The organism is Mycobacterium sp. AZCC_0083, from assembly GCF_014202335.1.
Classification (GTDB): Bacteria; Actinomycetota; Actinomycetes; order Mycobacteriales; family Mycobacteriaceae; genus Mycobacterium.
Genome location: NZ_JACHGP010000006.1, coordinates 356,151 through 377,500, shown reverse-complemented (window position 1 = coordinate 377,500; position 21,350 = coordinate 356,151). Strand labels below are relative to the sequence as shown.

General features: G+C 65.7%; 19 protein-coding genes. 12 read left to right on the top strand and 7 right to left on the bottom strand.

Annotation, left to right across the window (positions count from 1 at the left end):
* The first annotated feature begins 145 nt into the window (after window positions 1–145).
* Together HNP02_RS17345 and HNP02_RS17340 are read left to right on the top strand one after the other, a co-directional pair.
* Window positions 146–1,327, top strand: coding sequence for an MFS transporter (locus HNP02_RS17345; RefSeq protein ID WP_184440574.1), 1,182 nt, complete (start codon window positions 146–148; stop codon window positions 1,325–1,327).
* Between the two features lie 60 nt (window positions 1,328–1,387).
* Window positions 1,388–1,945 (top strand): TetR/AcrR family transcriptional regulator, encoded by a 558-nt coding sequence (locus HNP02_RS17340; RefSeq protein WP_184440572.1) that lies wholly within the window; start codon window positions 1,388–1,390, stop codon window positions 1,943–1,945.
* A gap of 13 nt (window positions 1,946–1,958) precedes the next feature.
* Here the strand turns inward: HNP02_RS17340 and HNP02_RS17335 are convergent, their stop codons facing one another.
* Window positions 1,959–2,450: an Lrp/AsnC family transcriptional regulator gene (locus tag HNP02_RS17335; protein ID WP_184440830.1), complete on the bottom strand. Its 492-nt coding sequence runs from the start codon at window positions 2,448–2,450 to the stop codon at window positions 1,959–1,961.
* Window positions 2,451–2,580: 130 nt separating this feature from the next.
* On the opposite strand from HNP02_RS17335, the gene HNP02_RS17330 reads away from it, so the two are divergent.
* Window positions 2,581–4,926: a pyruvate dehydrogenase gene (locus HNP02_RS17330; RefSeq protein WP_184440570.1), complete on the top strand. Its 2,346-nt coding sequence runs from the start codon at window positions 2,581–2,583 to the stop codon at window positions 4,924–4,926.
* Between the two features lie 164 nt (window positions 4,927–5,090).
* On the top strand, window positions 5,091–5,663 hold the full coding sequence (locus HNP02_RS17325) for a hypothetical protein (RefSeq protein ID WP_184440569.1): 573 nt from the start codon (window positions 5,091–5,093) through the stop codon (window positions 5,661–5,663).
* 166 nt (window positions 5,664–5,829) lie between these two features.
* Here HNP02_RS17325 and HNP02_RS17320 read toward each other — a convergent pair whose 3' ends face one another.
* Window positions 5,830–6,336, bottom strand: coding sequence for a hypothetical protein (locus HNP02_RS17320; RefSeq protein ID WP_184440567.1), 507 nt, complete (start codon window positions 6,334–6,336; stop codon window positions 5,830–5,832).
* Between the two features lie 58 nt (window positions 6,337–6,394).
* Here HNP02_RS17320 and HNP02_RS17315 point away from each other — a divergent pair, with 58 nt between their 5' ends.
* From HNP02_RS17315 to HNP02_RS17305, 3 genes are read left to right on the top strand one after another with little or no spacing between them, the layout of a single operon-like run.
* Complete coding sequence (locus tag HNP02_RS17315; RefSeq protein ID WP_184440565.1) at window positions 6,395–6,796, top strand: hypothetical protein; 402 nt, start codon at window positions 6,395–6,397, stop codon at window positions 6,794–6,796.
* A gap of 1 nt (window position 6,797) precedes the next feature.
* Window positions 6,798–7,520 carry a hypothetical protein gene (locus tag HNP02_RS17310; protein WP_184440563.1) on the top strand — a complete coding sequence of 241 codons (723 nt, stop codon included), beginning with the start codon at window positions 6,798–6,800 and terminating at the stop codon, window positions 7,518–7,520.
* A complete protein-coding gene (locus HNP02_RS17305; RefSeq protein ID WP_184440857.1) occupies window positions 7,517–7,873 on the top strand; it encodes a hypothetical protein in 357 nt (118 codons plus the stop codon). The genes HNP02_RS17310 and HNP02_RS17305 overlap by 4 nt, the downstream gene beginning before the upstream one ends.
* An 84-nt stretch (window positions 7,874–7,957) precedes the next feature.
* Here the strand turns inward: HNP02_RS17305 and HNP02_RS17300 are convergent, their stop codons facing one another.
* The 4 genes from HNP02_RS17300 to HNP02_RS17285 form a co-directional block, all read right to left on the bottom strand.
* Window positions 7,958–9,160: a hypothetical protein gene (locus HNP02_RS17300; RefSeq protein WP_184440561.1), complete on the bottom strand. Its 1,203-nt coding sequence runs from the start codon at window positions 9,158–9,160 to the stop codon at window positions 7,958–7,960.
* 278 nt (window positions 9,161–9,438) lie between these two features.
* Window positions 9,439–11,505 carry a serine/threonine-protein kinase gene (locus HNP02_RS17295; RefSeq protein ID WP_184440559.1) on the bottom strand — a complete coding sequence of 689 codons (2,067 nt, stop codon included), beginning with the start codon at window positions 11,503–11,505 and terminating at the stop codon, window positions 9,439–9,441.
* Between the two features lie 99 nt (window positions 11,506–11,604).
* Window positions 11,605–12,786, bottom strand: a complete 1,182-nt coding sequence (locus HNP02_RS17290; protein ID WP_184440557.1) for a hypothetical protein — start codon at window positions 12,784–12,786, stop codon at window positions 11,605–11,607.
* A gap of 44 nt (window positions 12,787–12,830) precedes the next feature.
* Window positions 12,831–13,922, bottom strand: a complete 1,092-nt coding sequence (locus HNP02_RS17285; protein ID WP_184440555.1) for an FHA domain-containing protein — start codon at window positions 13,920–13,922, stop codon at window positions 12,831–12,833.
* Window positions 13,923–14,096: 174 nt separating this feature from the next.
* On the opposite strand from HNP02_RS17285, the gene HNP02_RS17280 reads away from it, so the two are divergent.
* The 5 genes from HNP02_RS17280 (at window position 14,097) to HNP02_RS17260 (ending at window position 20,333) form a co-directional block, all read left to right on the top strand.
* Window positions 14,097–15,053, top strand: coding sequence for a hypothetical protein (locus HNP02_RS17280; protein WP_184440552.1), 957 nt, complete (start codon window positions 14,097–14,099; stop codon window positions 15,051–15,053).
* A 65-nt stretch (window positions 15,054–15,118) separates the two neighbouring features.
* Window positions 15,119–18,445 carry a sensor domain-containing protein gene (locus HNP02_RS17275; RefSeq protein WP_255506599.1) on the top strand — a complete coding sequence of 1,109 codons (3,327 nt, stop codon included), beginning with the start codon at window positions 15,119–15,121 and terminating at the stop codon, window positions 18,443–18,445.
* A 163-nt stretch (window positions 18,446–18,608) separates the two neighbouring features.
* Complete coding sequence (locus HNP02_RS17270) at window positions 18,609–19,328, top strand: LppX_LprAFG lipoprotein (RefSeq protein ID WP_184440550.1); 720 nt, start codon at window positions 18,609–18,611, stop codon at window positions 19,326–19,328.
* A gap of 74 nt (window positions 19,329–19,402) precedes the next feature.
* Entirely contained in the window at window positions 19,403–19,780 is a 378-nt protein-coding gene (locus HNP02_RS17265) for a DUF4189 domain-containing protein (RefSeq protein WP_184440540.1), read from the top strand.
* 79 nt (window positions 19,781–19,859) lie between these two features.
* A complete protein-coding gene (locus HNP02_RS17260; protein ID WP_184440538.1) occupies window positions 19,860–20,333 on the top strand; it encodes a hypothetical protein in 474 nt (157 codons plus the stop codon).
* A 33-nt stretch (window positions 20,334–20,366) separates the two neighbouring features.
* On the opposite strand, the gene HNP02_RS17255 is transcribed toward HNP02_RS17260, so the two are convergent.
* The gene (locus HNP02_RS17255) at window positions 20,367–21,248 is read right to left on the bottom strand and encodes an FHA domain-containing protein (protein WP_184440536.1); all 882 of its coding nucleotides are present in this window, start codon (window positions 21,246–21,248) and stop codon (window positions 20,367–20,369) included.
* Window positions 21,249–21,350: the final 102 nt, after the last annotated feature.

Below are 21,350 nucleotides of genomic sequence, written 5' to 3'. Positions count from 1 at the left end.
AGATGCCGAGCGTGGTTCCACCGCTTTCCAAAAAGTCCTTTGATTACTGTACCGTCCGGACGGTACAGTTCTGCAGGTCATCCATGCTCGACACGGCGTAGTGCGGGCTGGAACACACCTGCTCTTCGCCATCCAAGGAGGTCCCGTGGGCAGCTACTTGCGGTTGCTCCGGACACCCGGCGTGTTCCGAGTGACGGCGTCGCAGCTGTTCGCGCGACTGCCGCTCGGAATGCTGTCGCTGGCGATCCTCATGCACGTCTCGGAGACGACCGGGTCGTACGGGCAGGCCGGTCTCGTCGTGGCGTGCGTCAGCATTGCCGAGGCGATCGCGATGCCCATCAGCGCCCGGCTCACCGGGAGATTCGGTGTCACGCCCGTCGTGCTGATAGCCGCGACGATCAACAGCATCGGTTTCCTGGCATTGGCACTGGCGCCCGCGCACCTGGTCTTACTGTGTGCCCTGGGTGTCGTCGTGGGGGCGTCGATCCCACCGATGATGCCGGTTGTGCGCGCTCTATACCCACGGATGGTTCCCGCCGATACGGTGCGCGCGTTGTTCGCGTTCGATACCACTGCGCAAGAACTGATTTGGGTGACCGGCCCGGTGGTGGTGACCGTGTTGACCTCACTGGTGTCCACCGCTGCCCCGCTGCTGGCCGCGGCGGGTATCACGCTCACCGGGTCCATCGCGTTCGTGCTCAGTCTGCAACCGCGACAGCCCCTGATCGCCCGTAGCAGTTCGTCATTCGGCCGGGTACTGGCCCGCCAAGAGGTGCTTCTGGCCTTCGTCGCCAATCTTGCTCTGGTTGCGTCGTTCATGGCCTTGGAGGTCGGCGTGGTCGATCAGCTGGGTCACTCGATGGCCGGTGTGGCGATTTCGGTGTCGAGCCTTGGATCGCTGATCGGCGGCCTGCTGATTGGTCAGCGCCAACTCGGTCTTGGGGGGCTGGCGGCGACACTGGCGGTGGTCGTGGTGGGGACGGCAGGGACCGCAGTCGTCACCGGACCGCTGCAGTTCGTGGCGTTGTTCGTCGCTGGATTCGGCTTCGCACCTGCGATGGCAGTTCTCTACCACGCGGTCTCCCGCGGAGTCGCCGAAAGTGCTGCCGCCGAGGCCTTCGGCTGGCTCAACACCGGTGCGCTGGCCGGTGGCGCGGCCGGCACCGCGGTGTCGGGTGTTCTCAACGACGCATGGGGCCCAATCGGGTCGTACGCGGTGGCGCTTGCCCTGGCCGTTGGCGCGGCGGTCAGCCCACTGATCGCGCGGTTGGCCGGTCCGGTCCGCGGATTCTCAGCGGAACGGCAGACAGTGTCCACCGCGAGTTAATCTGGACCGCGACACATCGCATATCCAGGCCTCCCAGGAGGCAGACGATGAGAGTGCTCAGTGCCAAGAGGGGAACGACGCGACGAGCTGCTGGACGCCGCCGAACAGGTGTTGTCCCGAGGCGGCCCACAGGCATTGACCCTGCAGGCGGTCGCCGATGAGGCCGGGGTGTCCAAGGGCGGGCTGTTGTATCACTTCTCGAACAAGAGCGAGCTGGTTCGCGGACTGGTGGAGCGGCTGGTCGACGATACGAACACCAACTACGCCCATTGGGACGACGGCGAACCCGGCTCGTACACCCGCGCCTACATCGCATCTACCTGTCATCACCTAACGGCCGCGGACGCCGACCGGGTGCTACGCCGGTGGTCGGTCATTCTGGCTGCCAGTACCGAACCGGAGATGCGGGGACCGATCGCTGAAGCGTTCGAGGCGTGGATGTGGCCGGCGCCGGGGGTGGACCGTTACCCGGCGCGCGCGCAGATCGCCCGGCTTGCAGCCGACGGATTGTGGTGGAACGCCATGTTCGTCAACGCCTTTCGTGATCCCGAACTCAACAAGCGGATCAGTGCCGCACTCGTCGACTACGCCGAGGGCAGAGACCAACCCGAGGAATGACGAGGGGATCGGTTCATTCCGGTGTCGTGCCATCGAGTAGCCGATCCACCAGTGGTGCGAGACGGAAGTCCACCAGCTCGCGCATCACCAGCGCGGTATTGGTGCGCTTTACCCCCCGGATGCCGAGAATCTGTCCCGCGACTCGATACAGGTCGTCGGCGTCGCGTGCGACAACCTGGATGAGTAGATCGGCAACACCGCTAAGGCCGTAGACCTCAACGACTTCGGGCACATCCGCCAGTGCGACGGATACTTCGCCGAGCCGCCGTTGCTTGACATTGGTCAACATGAAGGCGCGCAGAGGGTAGCCCAGAAAGTCTGGGCTGATGGTGCGTTCGAATGACGTGAGCGCGCCGGTCTGTTCCCACCGCGACAATCGTGCTTGCACGGTGTTACGTGAGACGCCGGTGCGCTCGGCGAGCGCGATGGTCGCTGCGCGTGGGTCGACGGTAAGTGCCCGCAGCAATCTAGCGTCAATCGCGTCGGCGGTGTTCTTGCTTGCCAATGTGGTCACCTCGGGTTCATCAAATGCGGAATCGGTGTGCAGATTGTTCAAATTGTGCGGACGTGATTGCCAGTATCGTCGCAGAATGCTCGACTAGTGGAACATCTGCCAAGTAGGCAGTCGTGCCCTCATGCAGGAAGTGACCGTGAACGCCGCCATTCTCGACCCGCAGCCAGCTTCCGCCGCCGCAATCGATCCGCTCCGGGAGATCGAACGGCGGGTGTTGTGGTTGTCGACGGCGATCATTCATCACGCCAACCGAATCCGGCCCAACCCGTCAGGCTTGAAGGTCGGCGGCCACCAGGCCTCGAGCACGTCGATCGTGTCGATCATGACGTCACTGTGGTTCGAACAGCTCGAGTCAGGCGACCGGGTGTCGGTCAAACCTCATGCGTCCCCGGTGCTGCATGCCATCAACTACCTGTTGGGCCAGCTCGACGAGAAGTACATGACCACCCTGCGCGAACTCGGCGGACTACAGTCCTATCCCAGCAGGGCCAAGGACCCCGACCCCGTTGACTACTCCACCGGATCGGTGGGAATCGGCGCCACAGCACCCATTTGGGGTGCGTTCGCCCGCCGCTACGTCAATGCCACGATCACGGATACTGGTCGGGGCCGGCAGTACTCGTTGGTCGGCGACGCGGAGTTGGACGAAGGCGCAATCTGGGAGGCGGTCCTGGACTCCTCGGTCAGCGAACTCGGAGAGATCGTCTGGATCGTCGACCTCAACCGACAGTCGCTGGACCGGGTCGTCCCCAACATCGCCGCCGGGCGCCTCGAGAAGATGTTCACCGCAGCCGGTTGGCAAGTCATCACGGTCATCTTCGGCAAGCTGCTGGAGCAGCTGTTCACGCGCCCCGGCGGTGACGCGCTCCGAGCGCGCATCGTGGAGATGCCCAACCCCGAGTACCAACGTCTGCTGCGGTGCAGCGCAGCAGAATTGAGGGACCGGCTCCCGGGCACCGGCGCGACGGCGAGCGCCATCGCCGCTCTGATCGGCGAGCTCGACGACGGTACGCTCCACGACGCAATCCGCAATCTCGGTGGCCACGACCTGGAGGCGCTACGCGGTGCCTACCGCCAGATCGACGACGCACGGCCCACCGTGATCATCGCCTACACGATCAAGGGTTACGGCCTGCCGATCGAAGGACACCCGCAGAACCACTCCTCGCTGCTGACCGTGGAGCAGTTCGACCAGTTGGCCACCGCACTCGACATGGACGCCGCTCATCCGTGGCGCCGACTCGACCCCGACACCGCGGCCGGGAAGCTGTGCGCACAGGCGGCCGATCGGCTGCAGCGAGACGAGTACGCCTACACCCCACCACCATTGGTGCCGACCGACATGGGGCGCACTCCATCCGGTACCGCAACGACCCAGGCCGCTCTTGGCCGCGCACTGCTCGACCTGACCCGCGAAGCGCCCGAGGCCGCCAAACGCGTCGTGACGGTCAGTCCCGACGTCAGCTCGTCGACCAACCTCGCCGGCTGGTTGAACAAGGTGGGGGTGTGGTCGCCCAACGAGCGTCAAAACTGGTTCGCCGACGACGCCGAGACGATCATGCACTGGCGGGAGAGGCCCACCGGCCAGCACATGGAGCTCGGCATCGCCGAGGTCAACCTGGTGGGACTGATGGGGGAACTCGGCGCAACGTGGAGCCGGTGGGGCCAGCCACTCTTCCCCATCGGCGTGCTCTACGACCCGTTCGTCGAACGCGCCCTCGAGCCATGGTCCTACGGGATCTACGCAGGCGGCCAGTCGATCCTGGTCGGCACACCCGCCGGTGTGACCCTTGCCACCGAAGGTGGGGCGCATCAATCCATCAAGACTCCGTCGATCGGGCTGGAGCAGCCGGGCTGTATCAGCTACGAGCCGGCATTCGCCATCGAAGTGGAATGGACCCTGTTCGACGGCATCGCTCGGTTGGGCCGCCCCGACGGCAGCTCGTCGTACCTGCGACTGTCGACCCGTCCCGTCGATCAGACCCTGGCCGCCGTGCCGACCGATCCTGCGGCCCGTGAGCGCCGCAGGCGCCAGGTGATCGCAGGCGCCTACACACTGCGCCGCAGCCCCGGACGCCCAGCAGTGACACTGGTCGGAATGGGCGCCATGATCACCGAAACGCTGCAGGCGGCAGACCGGCTGGCAGAGAACGGCACTGCAGCCGACGTGGTGTGCGTCACGAGTCCCGGTCAGCTATTCGATGCGGTACAGGCCCGCGGTGGTCTGACGAACGCGCCGAGCTGGATCCTCGAGCAAGTGCTGCCACCCGAGCGCGCGGCACCGATGGTGACGGTGCTGGACGGGCACCCGCACACCCTGGCATTCCTCTCGACGATCAACCGTGTCCCGAGCACCGCTCTTGGGGTCTCGCAGTTCGGCCAAGCGGGTGGGCTCGACGACGTCTACCGCTACCACGGCATCGACACCGACTCGATCGTCCGCGCTGCCCTCGACCTGACCACGTAGCGCGCATATTCCGCGATGTGAGATCCATCGCTCTGACCGGCCAAAACTGGCAACTCGGCGGCTCTGGTGTCACCATGGGAAAGGTGTTTGCGAGAAATGGAGAAATCCCGGCTAGGTCGACTGTAACGGGCGTCACATCGTTTGCTGGACGCCTGCGCTGGCACGTGCAAGCTCTCGGATTCAACCCGCTGATTCGCACCACCGATCGACTCGAAGCGCTCGCAGTCCTGGCCGCGCTCCTCATCGCACTCATTGCGATCCCCGCCGCGGCGCAGGCAGGAGACCTGGTCTACGCATCGTCTGCACACACTGCCGATTTGCAGGCACACGATCGCCACCCCGTACAAGCTCTGGTGGTTGACGGCGGCGGACGCATGCCGTCGGATGTCGAAAGCTCTGCTTCCGGCGGTCCCACTTCAGTCACGGCGCAGTGGCACGAGGGAACGCGGATGCGGACCGAACAGATCACCAGCACTTCGACGGCCAAAGCGGGCGAGTCACTGACGGTCTGGCTGGACACCACCGGCAAGGTGGTCGCCGCACCGATGACGGCGGATGACGCCGAGCTGAGTGCGGCCATCGCTTCGGGGACGGTGTGGATCGCGATCGTCGCCTGCGGCGCACTGGCGGTCTTCCTGATCCGCAGGGGGCTGGACCGATCCCGCGACCGCGCATGGGACAGCGCACTGCACCTGCTTGCCCACAACGACGACGGCTGGGCCAACCGGCACGCGTAAGAGTTTAACCCGTTATGGGTCATGCAGCGCCAATCAGCTTGGGTGCTAATTGTTTTCGGCTGGTCCCGTGACGTCCACGCTGCGGGCGTGGTCTGTTCGGGGGCGTGCAGGCCGTCAAGGATTTGGATGACAAGCGCCTGCCGAATACGCCTCGAGCAGAGCCCGTTCAGGCCCGGCCCCGCCGCTTCCTGTCCGCCTCAAAGGCCGCAGCGGTGCCGAGTTCGTGGAGATCATCGATGAATTCGTGAAAGGGAGAGTGGTTCCATTCCGCGACGACAGCGTGAAATCCGGCCCGGTACTTGATCGGCTCGCCGGCCACGGCGGCGATGGGCGTGACTTCCCTATCGGCCAGCCAATCGCTGTAACGGTTGTCCATCCAGTAGGCGAAGGTCTCTTCCGGCAGAAGTCCTTGACACCACGATTGGTATTGGTCGAACTGTAGGTTCCAAAGACGGTCGTAATAGAGCGTCGGGTCACGCTGATGTTCCGGCTTTTGCTGCATCTCCAGCACCTGCGTGTAGCGCCGATTGAATTCGCTCAGCAGGTCGGCTTGCTTGCTCTGTCGAGCGAGTTCCTGGCCCTGCCGCGCCAATTCGTGGCCGACGAAGCCCGCCACGAGTGGCAGCGCTACCGCAATCAGGTAATCGGCCGGCACACCGACTAAGCCGCCCAACGACTAGCGCACCGTTTCACACCGAACCCCATAGCCACTCAGGATAGGAAGATCACCCATGTATGCACCGCATCAGCCCACCAACTACGGTCCGCAACTTCAGGTTCCACCGGCTTGGCACAGCCACGCCGTTCGTGAACCCATCTTCCAGGTGCGCGTGATGAAGCACACCGGCGCGCTGGTGCTGTGGATCAACCAGAGTTCCACCGTCACCGGCACATACAGCCAATGCGACGCGGCGATCCGGTCGGCCCAGCTGCACTGCCTGCTCGTCGGATGGTGGAGCCCAGTGTCGCTGCTGCTATTGAACTGGATCGCATTGCTCGTCAATGTGTCGGCGCGCAAAACACTGCAGCGCAGCGCAACCCAGGCGCACGGGCAGATCGGCTACGTCCCCCATATGGCAATTCGTCCTGCCGCCCCTTGGGGCCCGCCGGCACCGCAGTTGCAAGCGCGCTGAGATGTCGACCTTTTCCGTTGGGTCTCGACTGCTGTTGTTCGCCGGCGTTGCGGTGCTCTGCGCCGCGATGATGGGCTCGCACTTCTTCTCCGGTCGAAGCAGACAGCGTCGCGCGTACTGGCTGGGCTGGCTGCTCGGCGGATCGCTGGTGGTCATCTCGGTCGCACACCGCGGCCTGGACTGGGCTCTGATGCTGGCCGGCACCATCACGTTCTACGCGGTGTTCTGGGCCTTCATGAAGACGCCATACCTCAAACTCGGTGACCGAATCCTTGCGCTGACACTCGACAATCGGCGTCCCGACCCGTCTAGCCGGGCAAACGACCACGACCCGTCACCGGACCTGCCGGCCGACCGGTATGGCAACTTGTCGGCCGGCGCCTTCTGGTGGCTGGCCACGCTCATGATCTCCGCCGGCGGCGCCGCAGTGACAATTGGCGGCTGGCACAACATCAGACTGAGCCTGTGGGCCGGATTCCTCACCCTGGCAGCGGGATTGGTGGGCTACCGCGACGCGACCGGAGGCTTCGCTCGGGCCCGCGGCCAACGCCTTCCGGCTCTGCTCGCAACCGCGGCCTCGGTCCTGCTCTTCGGTGTTCCACCTGTGCTGTACCTGCTCGCATACCAGATCGGATATCGGACACAGGCCGAGCACGGCGGCGATCCCAACGGGAATGAGGGCGCGGCACCGTACATGCGACCCACCGGACGGCTGCGGCCGTGACCCGCAGCCGCGCGGCACGCGGATGGCTGTCGCTGATCATCGCCACGGCAGTCGTTGCGCTATCGCTCACCGGCTGCGGCTTCCCCAACCGTCGCGGGGCAGCCGACGCGATCGACAAGGCGATTCGAACGATGCCCGGCGTCGCCAACACCGACATCCGCTACGACACCTCATTCGACGGCGGTGCGTACTTCTCCATGACTGTCACCCTGACTGCACAGACGTCCCATGATCAAGCCGCCAGAAGTCGCAATGCCAGAACGCATGTCCGGCGCTCACCGAGAACAGCTGCGACGACCGGGCTCAGCGGATGGTACGTCCAATCCGGCACCCCCCGATTGTCACATGGCTAGGTGGGCAGGCTGGTCGGGGGTGATCGACGTTCAGGACGGTCAACACTTCCGGTGAGCCGTGGGCGACCGCCGCTAGGCCCGCGCTTACTTTCCGAGCAGCAGCAGGTACTGCGCCGAAACCTGTTGGGCGATGTCAGTAGCTTGCTGGGCGGCGGCGAGCACCACCCACCGACCCATCGGGGTGACGCACCGGTAGTTCGGAGGGGCGGTCGGATCGGGGGTGGCGGTGTGGGCTTTCGCCGATTCCAGGCATTTCGCCGCCGGTAACCCAGCCACCGTGGGTCCGGGCTTGTCGTCACCCTTGTTGGCATCGAAGATCACCGACGCCAGCGTGGTCGCCGCGGCAGGGTCCTTGGTCTGGATCACCGCGGTCCCGCCGTTGGACTGGTAGTCCATGCCGGCCGCAGTGCGGCTCTGTGCGGTCTTGAGCGGATCGTCGGAGAAGTGCAGTTGTCCGTAGAACCCGAACACGGAGACGTTGTGGGTGTTGGGGCTCGGAATCGTCTTGGCTACCAGACCCGTCGGATCCAGCGACTGCGGTTGCGCCGGATCACTCGGGTGATACTCGTCTATCCGCGGCGCCTGCAGATCCAGGGTCTTTCCCACCAGCGTGGCGGCGGCCTCGGCATTCTCCGGTGACTGCGCTTCCTGGTAGAGCACGAACGGACCGTGTGCGGTCAGGCCGGTCACCTGATACTTCCCGCCCGGCTGAGGTGACTGGGTGGCGTGCGTCTCGGGATGGCCCGGGATGAACGCCGTCTCCTGGGCGCCAGCCTTGAGGTAGGAGCCCAGTTCTGCGCTGAGGTCGCCGGCGGCCGCTTCGGCGTCCTCGGGCGTCGGGAAGCGCATCACCATCGTCACCAGACCCTTACCGTCGGGATTGTTGCGGTCGACTCGACTGTCGGCGAAGGCGTTGAGGAAGTGATGCTCGGCGGCCGTCGTTCCTTCCGTCGTCAGGACTGCCCTCAGGTTCTTGGCGTCGGTGATCGTAAAGGCTTGCAGGCCAATTCCGGTGAGATCTGGATCGACCTCCCAGGGACCCACCACGAAGTCGGCCATCTGCTCTGCTTGCATCACCAGGGCTGCTTGCAGGCTCCAGGGTTGCGCTGGCGCCGGCGTGACGGGGTAGTTCCCCGTCTTGAGCGCCCCGGTGTCGACGCCGGTACTCGTCGTGCTGGTTGCCGGCGGGGCCGCGGTGGTGCCCGCCTGGTTGGGCGGGTTGCTGCATGCGGCCAGCGCGACTGCGGTGAGCAGTACGGTTCCGGCGTGCATGAGGTTGCGGTTCATGGTGTTTCCCCCTTCGTTGAACTTAAGCAAAGATGCCGTCCTCACTCGCGGCCCGTGCTGGGTTTCCGTGTCACGGCTCGAGCATCAAGTATTGCGCGACTGCCCGCTGCCAACCGACACTCTTCTGGCGGGGCACACCCCGAGGGGGTAGCGGCTAGCCGTCAGCCGCGAATTGCAGTGCCGCATAGGGATAGCGCGGATAACCAGGCTGCTGGGGATATAGGCCGACCCCTGTTGCAACGGCGGGCAGGCATTGATGCGACAACACGTCGTCGTCCTCATGCTGGTATTTGGCTGGCGAGATTGGGCACGAAGTGCGAATCGAGGAACTGGTAGGCGAGGACGCCTCCGGGTTCGGCGAGCGCGGCGATGGTGTCGGGGTCATCGACGATGACCATGACACCGCGGTAACCGTTGAGTTGCGTGGGCAGCCCCGCGGCGCCGCCCCCGCCGGCGGTCTTGTCGGTGCGCACCACCACCAGGACGTCGGTATCGATCATGTATAGCTTGGCGAGGTCGGTGACCGCCCGCGTCACGCCTTGATCAGTGGGTTGACGTTGCAGCGAATCGCCGAAGCTCGATTTGCTATAGCTCAACCCCAGTGACGTCAGGAAATCCGCCGCGTTGGACGGCGTCAACGTTTGGCTAACCCCACCGTCAGAGATGTTGAGCACGGAGACGGTCTTGCCGACGACCTTGCCGTTCTGATTCTTCAAGTCGTTCTGCTGGGCAACGACCGTGCTGATGAGCTGCGTCGCGTCACTGTCGCGGCCCAGAATCCGTGCGATCCAGTGCAATTGGGTCTGCCAATTCCACCCCTGACTGGTGTCCGAGGGTCTGGTGATGGTCGGGGCGATCGCCTGCAACTTTTGATAGGTGGCGTCGTCCAGGTCTCCAGTGGCGATGATGAGATCGGGTTTGGCGGCCTGAATTGCGTTGGTGTCGACGAAGGTCATGATCGCCGGTGAACCGGTGATCTTGTCGTGCAGCCACGACGGTAGCGGCCCGTTCGCCGAGTCGATCGCCACCGGTTGAACACCCAGCGCCAGCACGGCATCGGCATCACCGGGGCCGACCGCTGCAACCGCCGTGGGTGCTTCGCTGACTTGGGTGGTGCCGTGCACGTGAGTGAATGTCTGCGCTTTGTACGCCGACTTGCGTGACGAGCCGTTGAAGAGCAGCACCGCGCCCACCGCGACGACGGCGATGACCATCAGAAGCGTGCCTGCGATCACCAACCGGCTCTTCAACGGCTTCTTGGGGACCGGCGGCAGGCCCGCCGGTGGTGGTGCTTGCGGGCCTGGTGCGAATTGTCGAGGCATGGTCTGGCCTTGCGGCCCGCTGAAGTGTCCAGTGGGATAGGTGATGGCCGCAGGGCCGCTGTGCGTCCCGACCCCTGCGGGCGGGGTGTTGTAGGTCGGTGGACGCGGCGCTGCACCCGTCGGCGAAGGCGTCGACCATTCCTGAGTCAACGTCGACCTCGGAATGGCGGTGGTGGTGTCCGCGATCGCGGCGGTCGCCGCGTCAGCCAACTCCCGCGCTGTCTGGTATCGCTGCGCGGGGTCCTTGGCCATCGCGCGGGCGATCACGTCGTCCAGAGCGCGCGGCAACCCCGGAACCAGATCGGTCACCCTTGGCGGTGGTGCCGTCATGTGCGCGGCGGCCATCGCCGCCAACCCGCCCGGCAGCCCGGAGTAGGGCCCCTTGTTGGCGAGCATCCGAAACAGGCTGCACCCCAACGAGTAGATGTCGGCGCGACGATCGACGCCCACCCCGGTCAACACCTCGGGGGCGGCGTAGGCCACCGATGCCATCACGGTGCCGTCGGTGGTCAGATGGGCGGCATCGTCGAGGGCGCGGGCGATGCCGAAGTCTGCGAGAAAGACTCGCTCGTCGTCACTATCGTGTTCGGCCGGCGAGATCAGGAAGTTGGCGGGCTTGACGTCGCGGTGCATGATGCCGCGACGGTGCGCGTAATCCAAGGCCTTGGCGACCTCGGTGATGATAAGGGCAGCCCGCTGCGGGGTCATGGTGCCCGCCTTCAATTCCCGGTCGGCGTCGGAACCCGGCACGTATTGCATGGCGATCCACAGCTGCCCGTTGAACTCGCCTCGGGTGTAAACGGCAACGATGTTGGGGTGATCCAAGGTGGCCGCGACGTCGGCCTCACGCTGGAATCGCGCCCGGAATTGGTCGTCACGGGAGAACTCGGCACTGAGGACCTTAAGCGCGTCGCTGCGCGGCAAGGTGGGGTTGGTGGCCCGGTACACGGTGCCCATGCCGCCCGAACCCAAGACGCTTACGACGGTGTATCCACCGACGACATCACCGGCATTGAACTCCATTGCGCCCCTTTTACTTTCCGACCAGCATCAGGCACTGGGCTGCGATCTGCTGGGTGACGTCGTTCGCCTGCTCAGAGAGGGCGGCCGTTGTGGGCCGACTCATTTTGCCGTCAACGTGATGTACTGCGCGGCCGTGCGCTGGTATACGTCATTCAATTGGAGGCCCGACACCTCGAACTCGTAGCGGTCGACGGTGGCCACACACCAAAAACCGCCGTCCTCACCGCTGAATTTGAGGCAGCGACTGCCGGGCAGGTTTGGTACCGGATCCACAGGCGTAGCCCCAGTGCCGGTGAAATCCTTCACTGCATCATCCGCGACCGCTGCCGCACCGGCAGCGTCGCGGGCTTGGATAACCCAGTCATCACCACTGACCCCCACGTCCACTCCAGCGTCGGCGAACACCTTCGCCGAAGCCACCGGGTCGATCTGGTAGTGCAACAGCCCGTACCCGAACAAGGTCGCCCTGTTGTTGAGCCTTCCGGACCCTTCTGGCACCGGCAGCGCCTTGGCAAGCAGTCCACTGGGGTCACGTGGCAAGTTGGGCAATTGCGCGGGATCGGTTGGAGTAAACCCGTCGATACGGGGGGCCTGCAGGTCTATCGCCTTGGCGATCAATCCTACTGCGATGTCGCTGTTTTCGGTCGATTGAGCCTTCTGCATCAGCACGTAAGGCCCGTGCGCGGTATACGATTCGACGACATTCCACCTGAGGTTGCCGCCGTACTGGTCGAACGAATGGCTGATCGCGTTCGCCTCGGGATGCCCGGGGATTCGTATCGGCGACATCGCCGCTGGCGATGTGCCTTCCGCCGGATTGTCACGGGTAGCCTGCGCCATGTCTCGAGCGGCGGCGCTCGCCGACTTCGGATCGGCCGTGCGCAGCACGAAGTTGAACAAGACCTTCTGCCCCTGGACTTCTCGGGCGTCGACGTAGCCACCGATGTAGTTGTGCTTGTAGACCGCCTGGGCCACCGGCGGGAATACAACCGCTTCGAGGCCGTCGGACTTGAGCGGAAACGCACCTGCGGTGCCCAAGAAGTGATAGCCGGCGACCAACGCCGGATCGACTTCCCAAGGGCCGATAACGAATTCGGCCATCCGCCGGCCCTCCAGCAGCGCGCCCGCCGCCGGGCTCCCCGCGACACCCATCGGCGGTTGCGGTTTGGTCGGGTAGTTGCCCGGGTTGAGCAACGCGACGTCAATAGTGCCGGGCGCCGGCCCGCCCGCCACCGTCACTGCGCTGCCGTCCACCACCGCGGTGCATCCGGCGACCAGCACTGCAACCGCCGCCAGAAGGGAAACCCCGCGAGCCTGGTGGCACCTCATTGTTGCAACGCTGCCAGCAGACGGTTCAGCGCGTCGAATTGAGCCGGCGCGACCGCGTTGCCCGCCTCGGCCGCCGCGACGTCATCGGGTGTGAGCCCTGCCATCGTGGCAGCCTCCTCCACGCTCAGTTCGGCTCGGTGACGGGCGGCAAACAATCGCTGCCCCACCGTTGCATGCGGCGACTCAGCCGCCCGCAGCAGAAGTCCGCGCCTCGCGCGTCGGATGGCACCCAGTACGCGAAAGATGTCCTCGGCACCACTGCTGCCGCGCGAGGCGTTGGACGCCAAGGCTTCCAACCGGCTCAGATCGGCGATCAACCCCTTGACCGATGCCTGAAACGCGGACGCAGAGGGAGCCGGAAGTACCTCGATCTGTCTGGTGATGTTGTCCAACGCCATTGCGGCGGTTTCGGCCATGTACTTCGAGTCGACCGTCGTGGTACCCCCGGTTTCCAGCATCACCGTGCGTTCCCCATCGTCAACGGTCTGGGCTGAGTCAGCTCCCGCCGCGGAATCGCTGCCGAACTGGCGGCGCAGCCGCGCTATTTCACCCGGCGGCCACCCTAACGCTTCCTCCAGTTTCGTGCGCGTGGCTTCCCGCGGCCAGCTCCGCCCCTTCTCGAACGCGATCAGCGTGCCGGCGTTGATGATCTTGTTCTCGGCCAGCTTTCGTTGGGAAAGGTCGAGTTCATTGCGCCTCTTGGCGACCTGCGCCCCGACGTTGACCACTGCGGGGTCGAGCGTGGTGAAGTGCACCGGAATGCCGCCGACCGGATGTCCGAGGGTCGCGGTCAGCCCGTCGTCCGGGATGACGAACTCGCCGGTTACTTCGCGGCCATCAATGAATGTGCCGTTGCGTCCGGTGGCCTCACCGATCCACTGGCCGCGGCGGACGTCGACGACGATGTGTTGGCGCGAGACCCGGGAATCCGAGATGCGGATGTGGGCCTCTTGGCTGGCGCCAGGATCCGGGCGGCCGATGATCACGGGGGCGTGTTCGGGATCCACCCGATGCGTCTCGCCCATCACCCGGATGGTCAGCGGGAGGACCGCGTCGGAGGCTGCGTCGTCGACCTCAGTGGATGCCATAGTCACATCGTAAACCGTAGCGGTGCTACATGTTGCGCCGCCGACACTTGAGTAGAATTGAAGCGCTTCGATTTCGCCGGACGCCCGGGCGCCGTCCAAAAGTGGTGTCGGTGATCCGTCGCAATGCCACGTACCGTAGCCGTCGAACATCCCGTGAAGTGAGGAAACATCAGCATGGCTGACGAAGAACTGACCCAGCGCGTCACCAGTGCCTCACCGGCGCCATCACCTGCCGATGAGGACAAGACACAGGTGGTGCCCCGTATGACGCCCACCGATGACGCGACGGCGGTTGACCCCGAAGCCGAAGAGAAGACGACGCTCATCGCCGCCAGCCAACCGCCCCCGGCTCCGCAGCCCCCGACTGCGCCGCCTCCCCCACCCACCGGTCAGCAGCAGCATCGCGCTGGGCCGCCGCCTCAGCAGCCCTACGGTCCTCCCCCCTCGGCACCGACACCGCCGCCGTACGGCGGTCCCGGCCGTGGCGCACCGCAACCGCCACCGGGATACGGCCCGCAGTTTCCTCCACCGCCGGGATACGGCGCGCAGTTCGCACCCCCGCCGCCCCAGCAGCCCTACACCGCCGGCGCACCAACCGCGCCGCCGAACGGGTACGGAACGAACGCCTCGCAGAACCCCATGGAGGCCGCCAATGCCCTTCTCGCCAAGGGTAATTCGCTGATCTCCAAGCTGATGTACCGCGGAATTCGCGGTGAACTCATTCGCCAGCCCTGGTTCGTGAACTTCCGTCAGCAGTCAGCCGATCAGTTCGTGTACATCACCTATGGAATCGGACTGTTCCTGGCGATCGTCATGAGCCTGCTGCCCGGCTTCATCGGCACCATCATCACCGACCTCATCTTCGCGGGACTGATCTATCTGTACTTCGCACTCGGCACCAAGCTCGCTCACCAATTCGTGGCCTACGGCATCTGCGGTGTCGGAGCCGTCCTCGCATTGTTGAGCGCGCTCTACGCGGTCGCCACATTCTTCGACCTCGCGTCGCTGCACTTGGCCGGATACGCCATCACGCTGCTCTTTAGCTTGGCCGTCACCGTGGTCAGCGGCCTCGTCTTGGCCTACATCGGCTTCCAGGTGTATCGCGGGATCCAGCGGCTGTCCTCGCAGTAAGTAGGGCGGCTAGCGAGCCGCCGCATACAGTCTCAGCTGGAGGAGCCAGAAGCATGGGAGGGGCCATGGTGACCCGGGATGTGACGCCTCCGCTGGTGGTGCGGCTCGGAGAGTCGATGTTCGCGTTCGCCCCTGGCCCGGACATCACCGTTGGCCGCGATAGCAGCCGCCCTGGCCAGGACCTACACCGTCACATCCGCGTCGATACCGCTGCCAAGCAAGCGATTTCGCGGGTTCACATGGTGCTGCACGCCGACGGACCACAGTGGGTCGCGATCGACAAGAGCCGCAACGGCATCTACGTGAACGGCAAGCGCGTGGGCAGCGTGCCGATCGACGATGACGTGCGCATCAATCTCGGCGCTCCGGATGGGCCTGCGCTGACGTTCCAAATCACCACGCAGCAGCTACAAGTCGCGCGCCTCGTGCCACCGCGCCCGGGGCCGCCAACAGTACCGCCCCCGATGCGGCCGTCACCGCCCCCGCGACCCGCAGCACCACCACAGCAGCGGGGCACGCCACCTCCGGTGCAGCGACCGCCGCAGCCACGCCAGCCGGGGCCGCCCGCACCACCGCAGCCAAGGCCCCCCGTCCCACCGCAGCGGCCGCCCGCAGCACCGCGACCGGCACCGCCCCAACCGCCGGCGCCCTCCCCGGCGGCCCCGCAGGATGCCGACATGGTCGGGCGGATGACGGGCGTGGTCAAGAAGGTTCTGCCGCAACGCCCGTCCGAACCGCCGCCAGGGGCGGTCACGATCGGCAGGCATTCCACCTCGACCGTCCGCATCGACGACTCACTGACCTCGCGCACGCACGCCTACCTGGTGGCGGCACCTACGGGCACTCAGCTGTTCGACAACGCCAGCGGCAACGGCACTTTCGTCAACGGGGTCCGCATCACCGCGGTGACGCTGCGGGCCGGCGACGTCATCACCATCGGCAACACCGACCTGGTCTTCGCGGGCGGGACCACGGTGACGCCGCGGACGGCGACCGAGACGACCGGCGGCGTTCAGGCCCATCAACTCGGTCTTGCCATCGACGGCCACCAGCTGCTGACCAACGTGTCGTTCACTGCGCGGCCTGGCACCCTCACGGCGGTGATCGGGCCCTCCGGCGCGGGCAAATCCACGCTGATCAAGCTGCTCGGCGGCGCCGCGCAACCCACCTCGGGGCAGGTGACGTTCGACGGGCACGACGTGCACGCCGAGTACGCCTCCATGCGCTCCCGGATCGGCATGGTCCCCCAAGACGACGTCGTGCACCGGCAGCTCACCGTCGACCAGGCGTTGTCGTATGCCGCGCAGCTGCGGCTACCCCCGGACACCAGCAGGGCCGATCGGCGGGCGGTCGTAGACCGCGTGCTCGGCGAGCTCGAGCTCACCGAGCACCGCAACAAGCGCGTCGACAAACTGTCTGGCGGGCAACGCAAACGCGCCTCGGTGGCGTTGGAGTTGCTGACCGGCCCGTCGCTGCTGATCCTCGACGAGCCGACGTCGGGTCTGGACCCAGCCCTGGACCGCCAGGTGATGTCGATGCTTCGCCGGCTGGCCGACGCCGGGCGCACCGTGGTCGTCGTCACCCACTCCCTGACCTACCTGAGCATGTGCGACCAGGTGCTGTTGCTGGCCCCCGGCGGCAAGACCGCGTACGCCGGTCCGCCGGCGGCGATCGGCGCTGCGATGGGCACGACCGACTGGGCCGACATCTTCGCCTGGGTGTCCACCCGGCCGGACGACGCCCATGCGGCCTTCCTGGCCCGCAACCCCGAGGCGGCGCAGCCGGCGGCGCCCGCCACCCCGGCCGGACCGCTGGGCGAGCCTGCCCACACCAGCACCACCCGTCAAATGCTCACGCTCGCAAGGCGACAGGTGCGGCTGATCTTCGCCGATCGTGGCTACACCGCCTTTCTGGTGCTGCTGCCGTTCGTCCTCGGCGCGCTGTCTCTGGTGGTGCCCGGCAAGGTGGGCCTCGGTGTGGCCACCACGGCCAGCGGGGCACCCAACGAACCGACCCAGCTGCTCATCCTGGCCAACATCTCCGCGGTCTTCATGGGTACCGCCTTGACGATTCGCGACCTGGTCGGTGAGCGCACCATCTTCCGGCGCGAGCAGTCCGTGGGGTTGTCATCGGGGGCGTATCTGGCGTCAAAGATCTTCGTGTACAGCGGATTCGCCGCGTTGCAAACCGCGATCGTGACCGCGATCGTCGTCTACGGCAAGGGCGGACCCACCCAAGGCGCCATCGCCTTGGGCAACCCGATCTACGACCTCTACGCCACCTTGGCGCTGACCGCGATCGTGTCGGCGATCTTCGGTCTGCTGTGGTCCTCACTCGCCCGATCCAACGAGCAGATTCTGCCCATGCTGGTCGTCGTCATCATGCTCAGCATCGTGTTCTCCGGCGGATTGATCCCTGTCACGGCCCGCATTGGGTTGGAGCAGGCATCGTGGTTCCTGCCTGCGCGTTGGGGTTTCGCGGCGTCGGCGTCGACCATCGACCTGCTCAAGGTCGCGCCGTTGATCACGGTCGACGACCCGCTGTGGCGCCACACCCTGCCGTGGTGGGCGCTCGACATGGGTGTGCTGCTGCTTCTTGGCATCGTGGCCGCCATTCTGGTGCGACGCCGACTACGTCTTCCCACCCCGGATGGTGGCGAACGCACGCGCGGCGTGGCGTCGAAGGTCGCCGGCATCGTCGTGGTGGTGGTCCTGGTGGCCGCATTCATCGCGGGCCTTTCGGTGCTCACCCGTGGCGGCGGAACCCGCGACCCCGCAGCCAATGCGGGGATGCCGTCCATCCCCACGCAGGGCGAGGCGCCGCCGCAGCAGCCCGTTGCGCCCGACCAGCTCGGCGGGCTCCTTCTAGACGCCAAGACGGTGAGCTCCGTGATGAACGCGCCGGCCCTGGCTGATCTCGTGCCGTCCCCGTCGACCACCCACCGGGTAAGCACCGCAGCGCCGCCGAATTGCGCGGGCGCCGCTGATGCCGGCAACGCTGCGATGTACCCCGGCACCGACTTCACCGCGACGGCAGGCAGCGACCTGTCGATCCCGAGTGATCCCACCATCGCCGCCACCCAGTTCGTCACCAGCTACCCCAGCGCGGAAGCTGCTGCGACAGTGCAGGATACGCAGATCAACGAGTGGCGTAACTGCGCCAAGACCGCGGTCACCCTCACCAGCGACGGCAAGCCGCCCCGCACCGTCACCGTCGGTGAGCCCAAATCCGTGGAAGGTCGCCTCACCGTCACCTCCACCGAGCCAGGGCGGTCCTGCCAGCACGTGCTGACCACCGATTCCAACGTCGTCATCGACGTCGCGGCGTGCACCTCGACAGGCGGTCAGCAGGCCGACGACATCGCCAAGCAGATCACCGACAAGATCGCCTGACGCGCAGCCCAAAACGTCGATGAGCAGCCCTGATTCCGCTCACGTCGGTGCTCGACGTGAGTCTCCAGATGTGTCAGCGGGGGTCGTCGCTGAACGTTTAATGTGTGATCCGACCAAGGCGCCGCGGACAGCCCGGGTGCTGGCTACCAGAAAGCGAGAATGTATGAGGCTTCGATTCGGTGCAGCGCTAGCGCTCACCGCTGCGGCTGCGATCACCCTGTCGGGCTGCTCGTCGAGCCCAGACACGGGAACATCCGGCGGTGGCGCAGACGCCGCCACTTTGGTCAAGCAATCGTCGGATGCGATGAAGAATCTGACCAGCGCCCACTTCGTGGTCACCGCCGACGGCCAGATTCCCAATCTCAAGGTCACCAAGCTCGAGGCCGACGTCGCGTCCAAGCCCGCCGTGGCCGCCACCGGGACTGCCTCCATCCAGATGGGCCAAGACACGCAGGAAGCCAAGCTCATCTACGTCGACGGCAAGCTCTACTCCGACATCGCCGAGCCAGGAATATTCGTCGACTACGGACCGGGCAGCTCGATCTACAACCTGTCCGTTCTGCTCGACCCGCAGCAGGGCTTGGCCAACGCGCTGGCCAAGCTCAAGGATCCCAAGTCCGCTGGCACCGAAGACATCAACGGGACCAAAACCACCAAGATCACCGGTACGGCGTCCACCAACGACGTCGCCGAACTGGCCGGCGCGCGCAAGGCACCCGAGAAGGAGCAGACGGTGCCGATGACGGTGTGGATCGCCGATAGCGATCCGCACTATCTGGTGCAAGCCCAAATCGACCCGACGCCCGACACGAAGCTCGTCATGACGCTGTCCGACTTCGGCAAGCAGGTCACCGCCACGAAGCCGGCATTGCCCACTCCCTGACCGAATTCTCTTCACTCCCAAACCCGTTCACATTGTCCGGCGCGCCGAACCGGCGCCCAGAAAAGGATCTAGTCATGAAGGTGTCTGTCCTCTCTCAGCGCGCGGCCATAGCGGCCGCGGGCGTTATCGCCGCCGCAGCGGTCAACGTGGTAGTCGCCCCACAAGCAGAAGCTGCGTTGGCCTACGGAGCCATCGCCTACGCCACCAATGGTGCCGGCGGTTCGGTGTGGAACTACCCGTCGCGTTCCAACGCCGAACAAGCCTCACTGAGTTACTGCGGGTACTCCAGTTGCGAGGTACTGAGCAGCTTCAAGGACTGCGGCGCCGTGGCCTTTGACGGCAGCACCTTGCAAGGGGGCTATGGACGTAGCCTGTCGGCGGCCATCGCCGACGCCAAGAGCCGCCTCCCCGGCGGCTGGGTCGACTCCTGGGCCTGCAACACCCTGAGCTGATCGTCGAGTACTTCTCCTGGCCGGTGACGACGACATCGCCGGCCAGGATGCTTTGTGGCGGACCCGGAGGCAGAAACCCATGAGAACACGGCTACTCATCGTCGGTGTCACTGCCGTGGTTCTGGTCGTCGCCGGTATCGTCATGGCGCTCGTCGATCGTCCCCATGGTGATGACTGCCGACAAGCCGAGCGTGCCCTGCAGCCCTGGGGCGCCACCATGCCCGACGTTTACCAGAATCTCCCTCCCGACATCGCGTCTCCCCCTACAGGGGACGACGAGCAGCCCGACTACGCGGCCGCCGCTGCCCGGGAGGCGCAGGCAGCCAACGACATTCGCACTGCAGCCGATCTCGTCGGATCTGCGACGCTTCGCGCCAACCTCTACACGGTTGCCGACGCGTTCGACGAGCTCAGCCGGAGCCGGCTGACGCCCTCGTCGCCATCGGCCCCCAGCACGGACTTCTTCCGCGCGACCACCCGCATGACCGCCGCAATTCACGACATCAAGCAGGCATGCCCAACCATCGGTGAGGGGACGCCGGTCACTCCGTGACGGCGGGGACAGCCAACTCATTCGCCAAAACCGTCACCTCGCGGCGCCGGCAAGCGTGAGGATGCTGGTATAGACGCGCGTGACGGTGCGCAGCATTTCCGCGCCGCCACCATCTTCGAGGGCGGGGGTGGTGCCCAGTGAGTTCTCCAGTGCGGCCAGGAGGTTCAGCAGCCGTTCGGCCTTGGTGGTGAACCGGGGGTCGGCGGCCGGGGGCAGGTCGGCGATGGCCCTGTCGACGTTGGCCAGCGTCAGGGCTGCGGCATCGATCAGTAGTGCCCGCCGCATGGCGGGTGTGATGACTTCGGTGATCTCGCCGTCGGGCTCGCCTCGGCGGACCTCCTCGAGGGCAGCCGTCGGCCAGGCCAGGGCGGTCTCGATTGCGCCCCGTGCTGCCGCGTCGGGCCAGCTGAGTCCTGCGATCAATCCGTCCACTATCGCTGTGTCGATGCCGGCGTCCTTGCCGAGTTCGCGTGCGGACAGTCCCAGTTCTTCGAGTCGGTCGGCGACGGCATGACCAGTGCGCTGCACGTCCGGGTCGAAGACTTCATCGGTCGGCGTGTGCTGCTGCTCGGCGGGGACGTAGAGGAAGGTGACGGGGATTCCGTCGTAAGCGCCGAGGTGCACGGTCATGCCGTCGGTGATTGGCATTTCGTATTCAATCCGGTGCCCATCTAGGTACACACCGTTTCGACTGTCGTAGTCGACGAGTTCCCAGCGGGCCCCCGGCAACAGGCGGACGTGCAGGCGCGAGATCCCCGGGTGATCGATCCGTATGTGCGATGGCGGGACGTCGCGCCCAATGATGAATGCGCCGTCCACTGCGCGGCGGAGCACCCGCGCCCCGTTGACGTTCACGAGTAGATCGTCGCCGACGGCGTTGGTCGGCCCACGGCGATCGGCGGATGCGATGTCCACGGGGTCCCCTGTCTGAGCATCGGCAACATTTCGGAGTGACAGTCGTAGCACTGGGGCGCTGCGACTGCTTGAAACGTAGCGCAAGGCGCATCGACTACGCAA